The sequence below is a fragment of the Acidovorax sp. 22279 genome, assembly GCF_052045435.1.
GTDB lineage: Bacteria > Pseudomonadota > Gammaproteobacteria > Burkholderiales > Burkholderiaceae_C > Acidovorax > Acidovorax delafieldii.
This window is the reverse complement of record NZ_JBQEOV010000002.1, coordinates 267,821-281,683: the sequence shown is the minus strand read 5'-3', so window position 1 is coordinate 281,683 and position 13,863 is coordinate 267,821. Positions and strand designations below refer to the sequence as shown.

The 13,863-nt window shown below is 53.6% G+C and carries 6 protein-coding genes; all 6 read left to right on the top strand.

Annotation, left to right across the window (positions count from 1 at the left end):
• The first annotated feature begins 36 nt into the window (after positions 1-36).
• The 6 genes from ACTJKQ_RS04065 to ACTJKQ_RS04040 all read left to right on the top strand — a co-directional run bounded on the left by ACTJKQ_RS04065 (position 37) and on the right by ACTJKQ_RS04040 (position 13,631).
• Positions 37-756, top strand: coding sequence for a hypothetical protein (locus ACTJKQ_RS04065; protein ID WP_440596089.1), 720 nt, complete (start codon positions 37-39; stop codon positions 754-756).
• Entirely contained in the window at positions 744-1,436 is a 693-nt protein-coding gene (locus ACTJKQ_RS04060) for a hypothetical protein (RefSeq protein ID WP_440596088.1), read from the top strand. The genes ACTJKQ_RS04065 and ACTJKQ_RS04060 overlap by 13 nt, the downstream gene beginning before the upstream one ends.
• Positions 1,411-2,730 carry a hypothetical protein gene (locus tag ACTJKQ_RS04055; protein WP_440596087.1) on the top strand — a complete coding sequence of 440 codons (1,320 nt, stop codon included), beginning with the start codon at positions 1,411-1,413 and terminating at the stop codon, positions 2,728-2,730. The genes ACTJKQ_RS04060 and ACTJKQ_RS04055 overlap by 26 nt, the downstream gene beginning before the upstream one ends.
• Positions 2,720-3,694, top strand: a complete 975-nt coding sequence (locus ACTJKQ_RS04050; protein WP_440596086.1) for a TniB family NTP-binding protein — start codon at positions 2,720-2,722, stop codon at positions 3,692-3,694. Before ACTJKQ_RS04055 ends, ACTJKQ_RS04050 begins: the two co-directional genes overlap by 11 nt.
• 2 nt (positions 3,695-3,696) lie before the next feature.
• Complete coding sequence (locus tag ACTJKQ_RS04045) at positions 3,697-5,217, top strand: TniQ family protein (RefSeq protein WP_440596085.1); 1,521 nt, start codon at positions 3,697-3,699, stop codon at positions 5,215-5,217.
• 410 nt (positions 5,218-5,627) lie between these two features.
• Positions 5,628-13,631, top strand: coding sequence for a CHC2 zinc finger domain-containing protein (locus ACTJKQ_RS04040; RefSeq protein ID WP_440596084.1), 8,004 nt, complete (start codon positions 5,628-5,630; stop codon positions 13,629-13,631).
• The last annotated feature ends 232 nt before the right edge of the window (positions 13,632-13,863 follow it).

Genomic DNA, 13,863 nt, shown 5'->3' with positions numbered 1-13,863 from the left:
AAGTTCATGTAAGTTGTTGATTTATAAGACAATTTTTTGAACATTGTTCGTTTCTGTGCTAGGCTAGAACGCATGCCAAGGACGTTCAAAACACCCACACGAACCATTTCGAACAAGGGGGAGCACCCTCGCTTCGTCGGGTTGCTCACTTCGCCGAAAGCCAGTGGCGGCCTGACCAATTGGTACGTCGACGATGCCCAAGGTGTGGTGCCCTATGACTCCATGAGCGCCATGATTTGCGCTCTATATCTAGAGTGGCGCCAGGACGTCGAATCGTTCGCTTTTGAGCCTCGAAGCTATGGTTTCGACGCGACAGACTCATTGCCAACTCTTCGATGCATCCCGGACTTTGAGGTAGTGCTGACCACGGGTGAAATCGTCCTTGTCGAGGCCAAGTACTCGCGAGACAACTTGCGCGACGCTGAGAGGGAGAAGATTGCACTCACAACCCAACACTTTGCTGTCGAAGGTCGGCGCTATGAGGTCGTCTACAGACAAGACCTAGAGGTCAACGGATTTGCTGACACCATTTTTTTGCTCCGTCAGTTTGGACTCCGGCCAACCCTTGCGAGCATCTTGTCAGACGCGGAGAGAAGACTTTCTGACTTCGATGCGGCCGACCTTGCAACCTGGCGAGTCCGTGCCGTCGACGCGAAAGTTTCTGTAGGGTTGCTTTACAAACTGCTCTACACGCAGCGTTTGCCCCTCGTTTACCGACCGCTGCAGTTTCTGGAGATGGACAAATGGCACGCCTAGTCCCGTTTTCATTACAAAGCGGACAACGTATTGACGTTGACGGTGTCCCCCACCGGATTTCGAAGGTCGCGCCCTCTTCTCCCATCATCGTTCTTGTTCGCGCTGACGGCTCCGGCATTGAACTCCAAACCACTCGCAATGAACTAGCCACGCTGGTGGTAACCGAACGGGCGGAGTTCCTCGACGAACTAGATGACCCAGAACATGACCCCAGCAGGCAATTCAGCGACATTTCGCATCTGACTGTCCAGCGCATGCTTGATTGGCAGGCCAAGCTCTTTCTGCTGCGGGCCATGCTGCCTTACGCAGGTCGCTCCCCAAAGTCGAGAGTTTTTCGAAGTGCATTTGATGGGGCCCTTGAGGAATTGAATGACTGGTACCGCTCCATGGGGATGGATGTCGGAAGCGGTTGGTCCCCGTGGACTCTTTACCACGACATGCTGAATTGGCGAGCGGCGAGATTTGAGATATCTGCGCTGCAAAGCAAGGGTGTGGAGTATCGACCGTGGACAACGCGAAGTGCTCTATATGAGGTAGCCATTGAAATTGCTACCGAGATAAAACAGCGACAGCCGAATTTGTCCGCATTAGGCGTCCATCGACGCACAAACCAGCGAATGGCAAGGAAAAAATCTGTTCTCGGTGGAGAATTCAATGAAAAACTCCAAGATACCGCGTGAGCGTTCGGTTTCTGCCGAATTCATTCGGCAGGTTCTTAGCAAGGCTGATAAATTCGAGCAGAAGAAAGAGCTTCTTGGGAAACTATTCGCTATTCAGGATGTTCGGGAAATTCGTCGACTTCACACTACGTTTCCTGGACAGCGCGCAGAGTTCGATTTCACGAAGAACGGCATTTTCTTATATCCAAATTCGAAATGGAACGAGCCTGTTCTTTATGTTGACGGCATCGGCTGTGACCATGCCTCCCGCGCTATCGGGAGTCTGACCACGGCCATGAGTTCTACTTCCCGAGACGTGGTTCGCTTGTTTCGACGGTACGTCATGCCCAAGAGCACATGGCTCCCCAGTTCGCAGCAAAGCCTTGCACAGCGTTGGGACGTCTTTGGTATTCCGTGCTTGGTTGCCGTGGACAACGGCGCTGATTTCGTTTCCAACAACGCCATTTCGATGTTCTTGTTTGCTGGTTGCATCATGCTTCGAATTCCGCCGCGCCGAGGTGACCTGAAAGGTTCTGTCGAGCGTGCCCAAGGCACGATGGAAACCAGATATATCAGTCATTTGCCGGGCTATGTTGCGAGGCAACATGTTGGCCTCAACCCGAAGTACACCAAAGTAAGAGAACGCGCAAAAGCTGCGGCGACCATGACACTGGCCGAATACGAGGCACTCCGCGCTTCACATGCTGTGGAGTACAACGAAGAATTCCATCCTCGCCTGAAAAAGCGCCGGATTGATGTATTTCGTGACGGTCAAGAAATGGCACCGCTGCTGTTGCTGACGGACACCGTACAGCAGCGCCTGACATTCGGGCTGACTTACTACGTCAAGTTGACGCGAGAAGGGGTTGAAGTTGAAACCCTTAAATTCAACAGCGCCGAGCTACACGATGCGTATTTGACCTACTCAGGAAACGTGTATGTAAAGCTCGACCCAGATGACGTCCGCACCGTGCTCGTTCTGATTCCTCAAATATGGAAACCTATTGAGGCCACACTGACTACTTTCACGTACGTAGATGCTGTGAGCCTTGAGCTCTATCAGCACATCAGGAATATCCACGACGCAGAAGCAAAAGCAGCCAGTACTCAGCCCGAAAACATTCCTTTTGCTTTTGATTCGAAACTGCAGGAAGTACAGCACTCTGCTATGCCAAGTTCTCAAGGAACTGTAAAACACAAACAGATTCAGGCTGCTACTCATGCTGCAGCCATGCCTGCAGCACAACCAACAAACACTATGGCGCAGGACCTCGCATCATTGCTTGCTGGAACGAGATTGAGTAATGAGAAGTAGGTTTTTGCTGGCGTTTCAGCAGACCCTCATCGACCAAGTAGACATTGCGCTCGATGAGGTGGAAGCTGGCAAGAATTCACACGGAATTTTGCTTGTGGGCCCGTCTGGTACAGGTAAAACGCATTCCATAGATGTCGTTTGTGAACGAGTCCAGGCGCGCCCTCGGGAGAATTCTATTTCCCCATATCAACCCACCAGCCCGGTGTGTCGCTACTCCGCGGGGGCTAAGGCTGATGCGTCTAGCACTGCGTCGGGGTTGCTCAGTCAGCTCGGCAAGCCAATACGAAGTGGCGGCCGTACCACCGTCCAGCATATGGAGGCAGACCTACTGGCGGCGCTCAACGCGCGTCGTGTGAGGCTACTGGTGTTCGAAGAATTTAACAACGCAATGCTTTCAGGGACGCCACAGCTGCGTGGCCAAACAGCTCGCCTGCTCAAGAACATATGGAACATGTCCCCGGGGCAAAACAGTCTGTCATGGTCAAGACCCGAGCCCGGTCGAGGAGACATGCGGCTTGTCATTCTTGTTTCTGGCACTGAAGACCTATTGAAAGTTTTTGAAATAGACAAAGAACTTGGGTCTCGTTTCAGTACGGTCGTTCAGGCGTCCACTTTGGACTTCAGTCCGCCAGATTCTTTCAAAGCATTTCGCGGTCTATTAAAAAACATGGCGGAACTCGAAGCTCTCGGAGACTTTGTTGACCCGAACGATGATGAATTGGCAGCGAGGATGCTATTAGCCTGTAACGCGCATTTACGCAGGCTAGAAAAACTGCTTCAACGCACCGCAACCCTAAGGCAGCGCAGGGAGTATGCCCAGCACTCCATGAAATCCATATTGGCAAAATCTTTTGAGCAGTTTGGCGGAGCTGTCGGTGAAAACCCATTTCTTTTGGATGCGGCAGATATCACAAAGCATGTTAGTCGCCGAATGCAGCTGCTGAATAAAAAAATGATGATTTAAGTATGAGAGTCACTTCCGACTATCTTCCCGGTTGCTACCGGAATTTTCCGCAAGAACCCGAAGAGTCGTTGAGAGGGTATCTTTTACGGCTGGCCGAGGCAAACGGATATTCCGGTATTTCATCTCTAATTTGTGCGGCTACCGGCTGGAAAAACCGTCGCTTGGGATTGCGCTGGCGAGAGCTATTGGTTTCAAAAGATGCTTTGGCCTCTGTGGGCCGTATGGCGATAGGTGACCCCGAACACTTACTGAAGCACTACGCGTCGCCGATAGAAGATGGAGCACTGCTCGTTCAGGGGCGCCGCATGGACGACGATGCTTATCTCGATGAGCCGGCCCAGATTTGCCCATCATGCCTAAATGAAAATCAGGTGATTCACGAGGACTGGGACCTCGCAAGCGTCACAGTCTGCCTACGACACAAGGCGGTCCTCCTCGACTCCTGCCAATGCTGCGGAGCACCCATCGTTTGGAGCCGTTCATCGCTAATGAGGTGTGACCGATGTGGCGCAGACTTTCGGGGCGCCACTCCAACCCCGGCGTCGCTAGAGGAAGCGGAGGTGTCCGCTGATTTCGCTGCCATTGCGCCGTTCCGTTTCATTGTTCACGGGAATGCGGTTGAGGTCACGGTCTGGGACGCCGCCTTCCGAATCTTCAAATGTCTCGCACTTGCCCGTAGACATTGGACCGCCACTGAATTTCCCAATGTGTATCTTCGGAACCTTTCACTTGAGTGCAGACATTCGGTTGCGAGACTTCTCGCGACTGCACGCAATGAAGGAGCATACGAACTGAGTGCATTGGCGACACGACTGCGGCGAATGCTGGCGCCGTTGACCGTAATTCCAAAACCACTTGTGCTCGAAAAAAAGGCACTTCTTCTGCTATACGGGGAGGTGGGCCTACCGTGGAGTATTGCTACAGCAATGATTTCCACAACTCCGGTTGAACGAATCGCCAAGGGGTACGAAATTTTCCATGCTCACCCTCCCGCCCTGTCTAATTTGGTTGCGGTAGAAAAATTTCTTGGAGTAGACAATGCGACATTGAGCGGCCTACTTCGTTCGCAAAATCTTCATTTACCCTTCGCCGACGAGTCATTTGATATTGACGATGTATTGAATGCTCAGAGATATCTGCAAGATGGACTACTTACTTTGCCAGAGCAGTACGCTATCATTGGCGTACCAATTCAATTTGGTGAAATTGTGCAGGAATGGTTTATTGAACCTTGGAATCGACTAAATGGTGCGGATAAACGAGTGGAGGTGCAAATCTTTCTGCATATGCAATTGCAACTTGCCAGCAAGTTCGATGAGTCAAAAAAAATTGATACGACAGTTTCATTGGGAAGTATTGCAGCCCTCACGGCTCACCCATCTTCTACGGTGGTCCGAGGTGTAATGTTAATACTAAATGGAACTATTGCTCAATTCATTTGGGCCGCACCGTATCGATGGTCAGACCTTCAAATTGATGAGGCTGCTGTCCCTTCAATAATCGCAGGTGCTAGATGGACCTGAATATGGTCAAATATATTCATCTATTCTGATTTTAACAATGAGCTGGGGACGGCGGCGGCCACCACAAGCTGTCAGTAGAGTTGTGCGGCAATGTGTACCTGTGTTCATCCTGAACATACCGTTCAGCAATTGAGCAGGCAGTGGATAGATAGCGAGCTTCGTTCAGACCAACAATTACCGCTGCCGACGATGTCGATTTTTTGCCCATGACCCACTGCCTCTCTCTACATCTCGAATCACAGGCACACTTGTCCCACCTCTTCTCATTCTTGATACCCACCAATGCTGGTACCCTTGCTCACACTAAGGACGCTCACCAGCATTTACCTACTCCGCTAGACCGTTGGTTCGGAACTCCGTCCGCGTAGGAAGCGCTTGAGCAGTAACAAGAGCACATTGAAGGGTTTCTGATGGTACGAGAAGTGGACCGCAGCTCAGTCGACGAGTTGTTACGCTCGCTAACGCCTTCCAAAGTCGCAGAGGCGCTGGGCATAGCGGTCGTCCGTCGCGGGGCGAATCTGCGTTGCCTTTGCCCATTTCATGACGACCACGACCCTTCGATGGTTCTGTATGAAAAGTGGGACAGTCGGCCGCCACACCATCATTGCTTTGTATGTGGCGCGGATGGTGACATTTTCGACATGGTCCGCCATGTGCGGAACGCGTCGTTCGGAGAGGCCGCTGAGTGGCTGAGAAGTACGTTTGGTCTTCCTCAGCGGAAGACCCGCGTAGCAACTAGCAGAAGCCGTCGGCAGATTGGGGACCAGCCTACGTGGGATGGAACGTCACAGTCAGCATTCGAATATGCTGTAAGTGTCTATCAAAGGACAAGTGCTGAGTTCGAACTCAGTGGTTGGTTGGCATCGCGGAACTTGCCCGAGGGTATCGCCAGGAAGGCAAACCTCACATTTGCTCGGCCTAACACCTTGACCGAGGAGGTTAAACGTGCTTCCGTAAATCTCGGTGACGGTCGTATCGAAGAAGCAATGTTGGAAGATATCGGGCTCCTCCGGCGCGTCAGGCGAATAACGGAATCCGACCAACTATTCGCAGCAACGCTGCCCCGTTATCGAGATTTCTTTTTCGATGCTCGGGTTATTTTCCCAATCCACAATCTAGAGGGGAATGTGGTCGGCTTCGCGGGTCGAGCTGTCACGGAGGTAAAAAAGGATTTTCCTAAGTACCTCTACAGCCCTGGGTTCGCGAAGAGTTCGCTCTTATATCGCGGACACGCTGCTCTCGAAATGTTGAAGGCGCGCGCAAAGGCAAAAGAGCACAAAGAACTTTTCATATGTGAGGGGCTAGTCGATGCGCTGCGACTGGAGTCGCTAGGTCATCCGGCGGTCTCCATCCTTGGTGCGCAAGCTTCCAAGGAGCAAATTGGCCAGTTGCGCCAAATTGTAGATTCCGCAGCACCGGCTGGCGACTTGCTTGTACATATCTTCCTAGACCGGGACAAGGCCGGCGTGCGTGGCAGTGCCAAGCTTGCCCTGGCGCTAGCCGAGGCCGGATTTGATGCCGATTTCATTTGGCCAAGTAAGACCAAGCTGACTGAGTTTGGTATCCCGTCTGGTGCAGAAAAAGACCCGGACTCGCTCATTTCGGCGCTGGGTAACGGGTGGACCGAAGCGTTTATTCAAGAGTCAACTCATCCAACTGCGTTGCCGGTCATTGCTACCAAGCTTGGAAGCATCTATAGCTTAGACGCAGTGCTTGACGATGACTCTTGGAACGCCATGTCGCTTGGTGTGCGATACCGGGCCGCGATAGGTCTCACACGGAATGTTGCAGAGGCCCGTTTTCTTTTAAATTTCAATTTACGTCGAAATGGGGCGTATGAGCGCGCTTGGCTTTCCGACGTTGAAACTCTGCGAAGTAGTTCGAACACTAGTGCTGGCCGAGCATTGCAGGATGAGGGTCTCAACGCAGAGTTTATTGCCGACGAAATTTCGCGACTGAACAATGCGCGTGTTTTGGCGAAATCTGGTGCGGACCGTGGCGAGGTCCCGACTGACGAGGCAGCCTGGCGCAGGCTTGAATCTGGGGCGACAGCGTTCAACGTGGGGCTGCGGGAGCGCCTGCAAGAGGCCACTTTTGAGCCGTTGGAACCATTCGACGCGGTGTTTGTAGCGCGTGACTTTGACAAGCAAGAGCCACGGCTGAAAACGATGCCTTGTCCAGAAGACTTGGTGCTTCAGCAGTACATGCTCTCCGAAACTTTGACCGAGCGATTCGACGTGCTGGAAGAAGAGGCCTGCTTTAGCCGCAGCATTCCGGCGGTCCGCTTTTATCGCGGACGGAGAGCGACGGTTACCACCGCAGAAAATGGGGTGCCGGGGACAAATGAACAGACCCTCAGCTTTGCGTACCAAATTGATATGGACGTTCTTGAGGGCCGGTCTAAAGCTGCCAATCAAGGAATGTTTCGCCCGTATATTGAGTGCTGGAGGGAGTTCATCGGAAGTTTGCGAACCACTGCGAATGCGTTCGACGAAGTGTATGCACTGCGTCTAGACCTAAAGCGTTACTACGACCGTCTGTATCGGTCAACGGTGAAGGACGCTCTTAAAGAGCCCTTGAGGGCAGCATTTGAGCGCTTGGAACTGGCCGAGCGGAGCGAAGAGTTCGCGCCATCCTTCAGCAAAGGTCGACAAAATCTATCGGACTCGGTGGTCGACTGGTTCTGCGAGCAGAGTTTTGGGTACCAGTATTACCACCCTGACACTGGACGAATCACCAAGTGCGAGCAGTCGATGGGGATTCCGCAGGGGCCGGTGCTCTCTGCGTGGCTTGCAACGGTGGCCCTCTTCCCCTTGGACGCTGAATTGAGGAAGGTATTGGAGAGATTCAATTCAGGAGATGCACTGCCTCATGCTGGCTATGCTCGGTACGTCGACGACATTTTCCTCGTTGCTGATTCCCCGCAAATTTTGGAAGAGCTGCGCACAGCTGTTGAAGATGCTTGCACCCGCCTGCGCTTGGAAGCTGTTCCCAAGGGTGAATTGGCTCCGCGCATGACCCCAGAAGAGTTCACTGAACTTCTTACGGAAGGCAAAGCGCTGATAGGTTATGGGCCAGCTCGCGAAATTGGTTTGCTGGAACTCGGTGACGGCGAAGCTGGATTTGAAACTTGGCAAGACCCAATACAAAGAGCAAGCGCACTCGTGCTTCTCAGCGACCGTCGGCTGTACGAGGCCGATACCGACTCCATCCAGCGCCAGGTATTCACCGCTCTAAATGCGCACGACTTGCGGCCTGCCGAACTTTCTAAAGCGGCGCGGTGGACTTGGTACTCCGTCGCAAAGGAGGGACATCAAACCTCCGAGGACTTATGGCGGGCGTATTGGGCCAAGTGGAGCGAAGTCACCGAACGATTAGCACCACGTATGAAGGTGGAAGTGTGTCCCTGGCTCGACCCCAGCCTTTACGCGCTGGATGGACTTGAGCAACTCCTTCGGAGTGCAAATTCTTACGACCGAAATCTATCTTTTGCGGCTGACTCCCAGCGGAAAAGAGCCATCGCTGCGCTCTCTAACCTGGTTGTCCTTGAAGGGTTCTTTACCGAGTTAGCGGCCCCCAAAGCCACCCCCCCGCTCGGAGCTGGGAAGGGAGTCCTAAAGCTTCGACGAATGTTCGTCCAACGAAGCGTGAGTGTTCGTTGGATTGCTAGACAGTTGCGGATTGGTCCGTCAAGCGGTACTTTGTCCGCAGAGTTGGGGCTACTACTTGGACTTGCCTCGGATGAGTTGAGTTCATCACTGGCGAGAGCGTGGCTGACAGATGCCGACAGCGCAAATTCGGCCTTAGAAATTAAGGCCAATGTTGGTACTCGGTTGGACCATACATCTCCGTTGCGCCCCCTATTCCTCTGGCTACACGAAGCAATTGTTCTGCTCGGACGCGATTCGGGCCTGGGCCACGACCCGCTCAGCAGCATTCGAGGAAAGTTGACGGAACCTGTCATATCGGGGACAAGTACTGGCAGCTCGGAGTTCTTCGGGCTTCTGAATCTTTGGAAGCCTGACCTTGCCGAGCACGAGCTAGTGATGCTTGGACTGCGGCTCGACGCGCTCGCTGCGCTACTGGCTGTCTGCCATGTTGAAGGCCTTGTGCACTGCTTACAACGTCGGAAGCATCTGCTCATAGATATTGGCGACCCAGTGCCTGCGCTGCCTGGTATTCGTGTCGGCCATCTTGTGCTCAAGAACCCCGACGAGGATGGCGCCAAACTCAAGGCCATAACTCAGATATTCCCCGAGGGTGCTGTGCCGGCTTCAGTTGCATATCGGATAGCTACTGCTAACGACACAGCGCCAATTCAGCTCACATGGAAAAATATAGACCTTCCTATCAAAACAGCGCGCTTGGAAGGTCGTCACGCTGTTTGGAGCGGAAGCGCCAACAAAATTAAAAAGAATCAACCGAGCAAGGCCGCGGCTCTCGGCTATCAGGAACTCCAATGGGCAGCAGATTGCTTTGAAGCACTGGCGCGCTTGAATCATGAACTTGAGCATGAGATGGAGGACAGTGGGGCTAATGAGCCAATAGAGTTTGTGCCAGCTTGGCCATTTATAAGCACATCACATTGGGTGGAGGACGTCGAGCATGGGCAAGCGACATTTAGTCTCTTCGGTCCGGTCGTCCCTCGTTCGCATCTCGCTAACTTCGCATTTGCAAGAGACGGCAGGGGGAGGCTGCGCGCTCACGAAGTTCCGCTTGCGGATGCATGGTTGTGGCGCATCGGCTATGCCGTGACCGATGCCCTTGGCATGGGCGACGAACTGGAGCGCTTCCAAGCTCTTGAGCAGGACGGCAAATCCGTTGACATCAACACCGCGCAATATGTGCTCTCGCGGCTGCTCGGCCGCCTGCGTGGTGAAGGACATCCTTCAACGCCAGGGCTGCCGCATCCAGTATCCCTCCATCTCACTGGGTCTACTCATCGCGTGGTTCAGCTGCTACGAGCCTTTCCTACCAGCGGTGATGCAGTGGAGGAGGTTCAGTTTCTATTGGCGGTTGAGGCTGAGACGGCTGCAATGCGGCTGCAGGTCGACGGGCATGGCGAGAGCGCTCGGCCAGGCATCCTGACCTCAATGCTGGCAGACCTCGCTCCCGCAGTTTTTTCGCGTCTCACTGCGAAGCAACTGGGGGCTTTGCCTGAGTGCTCGGTGATTGACGGACCCCAAGGCCCAGAACGGAGAGTTGTGGCCGCTTGGCGGCTCATTGACTCCCGTCTTGGCAAATTGGAGTCTTGCCTAGTGCGTGGAATTCCTGTCCAGGCACAGTCTGCTTGGACGGCGCTCCGTCGTTCGGTTCGTGTGGCCGCAGTGTCTGCCTGGGCGCGTTCGCTTGTGTTTGAGATGAATCTCGCCGGGGATGCTACAGCTTCGACGAACGTAGAAATCCCACCAGAATGGGAACTGGATGACCCCGTACTCGCGATTGACACCGTAGGCATCAACATAGGAGCGCTCTTCCGTGACGCGCTGGCCCCAAAAGGGCGACTTGGCATCGTTGCGAAGATTACGCCGCTAGGCTGGCTTGCTTTGCTGACAGCGCAATTAAACCTCTATGGGACAGTTGGCAGAGCAGTTTTGCCGGAGAAACAGGCCGAAAAAATGAGGGCTGCAATGACCTCACTGGCCAAGCAACTTGCAAGTGCATGTCCTGATGAAGAGCTTGTGCCGGAAAAATGGCCATTCGGGGCAGACTCCCATATTGAAGCAGTGCTCGATGAACGCTCGTTCGAGTACGGCCTAGACCTCCTCGCAGAGATTCAATCTGCACTCGACTATACCGTCCGAAATTGTAAATCGCACATTTGGGGTCTGCAGCCACAGTCCAAATCGTTTACGGACGAAAGCGGGCGGCAGTGGCCCCACTCTCGTGGTCTTATTGAACAAGTTGGGCGTGACAGGCATGTCGAGATTGACGAAAATTACACCGGTCAGCGTGTGTGGACGCAGACGACCAATCGTGAAGGCAGATTGATTGGCGTTTCTGTTTTGGGTGAGACATTTGCGAGGACGGCGGGGACGCAGGGTAAGCGTTCTCTCTTGGATAGCGAAGGGCGACCATCGAATGCGGCTTCATACAATGGGACCGAACTTCGTGCGCCTATTTCCCTTCAAGTGGACGTCGAGAGGCGAGCAAAGACGAAAGTCGACGGAGAAAGCAACTTAGCAACGGCCAAGGACGTGTTCTCGTCAGAGAAGCCTTTGCAGCCGACAGTTGCCAGTGGTGGTGCGGAAGACCGCTTTAACGGTGACGTGCCGGCCGTGCCAGCTGAACCAGCCATGCTAGCTGAACCAGCCATGCCAGCTGAACCAGCCATGCTAGCTGAACCAGCCATGCCAGCTGAACCAGCCATGCCAGCTGAACCAGCCATGCCAGCTGAACCAGCCATGCCAGCTGAACCAGCCATGCCAGCTGAACCAGCCATGCCAGCTGAACCAGCCATGCCAGCTGAAAAGTTCTTTCAGCTCTTACGGGAGGTGCAAGACCGCGAATGGAACACTCGAAGAACCGCTAAGAGTGCTGGTCATGTTCGATTCGCAGTTTTCCAGTTTCGAATTGACGACTCCTACTATCACCCAATCGTTGATGCAGGGTTTCCAGACAGCATTGACCGCGCGTTCTGCAGCGATTTAGACATCGCCTCAACCTGTGGAACTGCTTTGTCGGAAATGGCTAGCGAGCGAGATGGAGATACGCCAACGCAACCAACAACAACAAATGCACAGCGCGCAAGGGTAGTTTTGTCCAAGGAGGCCTTAGAGAACCAATGGGACCGCTCCGAGTTGGTGCCTAGCTGGAACGAACATAGGAGACGTCGGCTGATTGACGAGGCTATCCGGGCATGTCACAAGTTTGGCGTAGACGTCCTGGTTCTTCCGGAATACAGCGTCAGGCCAGACACCGTAGAGTGGTTACGCGACCGGCTCACACAACTTCCGAACGCCAAATTATCTATCGTCGCTGGTACATATCGACTTCACGGAACCCCAAGAGACCTGCATTTCACAAAGAGCTTCGAGAATATCTTTGGGACGGTGGATAAACAAAAGGTGTTCGCGCCATCCGGCCACTCTATGGAAAAGTCGGCATACATAACGCTTCTCCAATCAATTCAGAACGAGTCGGGGGCAGTTGGCGTCTTTAGCCGAAGAAAGAAGTTCCATTCGATGGCGATGGGCGAGTTCATCAATCCCTCCGGAGAGGACTGGGCTCCACTGGCAAGCCTTGAGGGCCTCGTATCGGCCATCGACAAAGCGCGTGCGGCCGCAGGTTCGCCGCCATTGGATGTCACAGCTGTGACGTCAATGGCTAAGCAAATTAGGCCCGTGGAGCGAATGGCGGAGCTCATTTGCTCCGAACTGTTCGCCTCAACCCATCCGGTGAACCACGAGACAATTCGCAGCGAGTATCGAGCGCTCCGCCAGCGGTTCGGATATGACCCTGGAGAAGCGAAATACGACTCAGGAATTGTGAAAAACGACCCTGTGTTCTCAGACATCTCGAAATTGACGGCGGCGCTTAGGCATGATGGGCAGCCTGACCGTAGAACCATTTTGGTCGTTCCAGCATGTACCACCCGCTCTGCAGACTACTGGATTTATGGTCAATCTGCTTTGCTTGCTGCCGGTTTGACCACGGTGTTCTGCGCTGCAGTCTTTGCAGATTCAAAGACTGGCTTAAAGGGGGGCGGGAGTTGTGTCATCGCGAAGAGCAGTTGGTCCACGGCTCGCGAAACGCCAGGGCACCTTCTTGCCGCAACACCATATTCGGGTTGGTCGCGGGGCATTTATTACAACCGTCCAGAGGACGTTCTGACGCGCAAGGAGCAGGCGGTAGTGATTGTCGACATCGACCCAATCTACATGAACGAAGGAAAACCACGTCCCCAAGCCTTGCCAACGCCGGTCCAACTCGTTGCACACCTACCTGTCGTTGAAATGCTGGACGAGCAGCGTCTAATTGAGGCGTATACCCCAAAAAACGGCGGCTTCCCACCCGCTTCGACATTGCTGGAAAGGCCTGCGAAAGCAATAAAAGTTCAGGAGACCAAGGCCGTTGCAAAGGCTTTTCAGCCAGTTAGCGCATTCCTCGACGGGGTTGGTCCGATACATCTTGTTGATTCGATGTCAATCCTTCCGAATGGAAAGGCGTTATTCCATGAGGCTAAGGACATGTCAAAATTCTTCTCAGAGCCGTCGGGCTGGAGCGCTAGGCTTGAGTGCTGGAGCAGGAACTGGCGAGAGATGCCGTTCTACGGACCACCGCCAACACTGATTGATTGGCTTCCAGTTGACCTCAGCCCAAGCGAAGGCAGGCTCCCAACAGTTTTTGTTCCTCCATGGGGTGCCGACTTTGGAGGCAACTCGTCGTCATTGTTTGACCCTGACGAAACATGAAAATCCGCGCTCCTGCTTTGCGAGTGGACAGCAGGCGGGAGGGGGATTGAATGCAAGGCGCGTGTATATGCGCGCAAAGCTAAGGATTAAAGCAAGCCGCGAAAGCTGGCGGACCGACTGGAACGACTGAGCGCAAATACTCGTTTCAGTTTGTCGCATGAAGAACTGAACATTGCAAAATACCTGCACAGCGACACTCTAGGCCTTTACCGACCTCAAATCAGCTACTCGG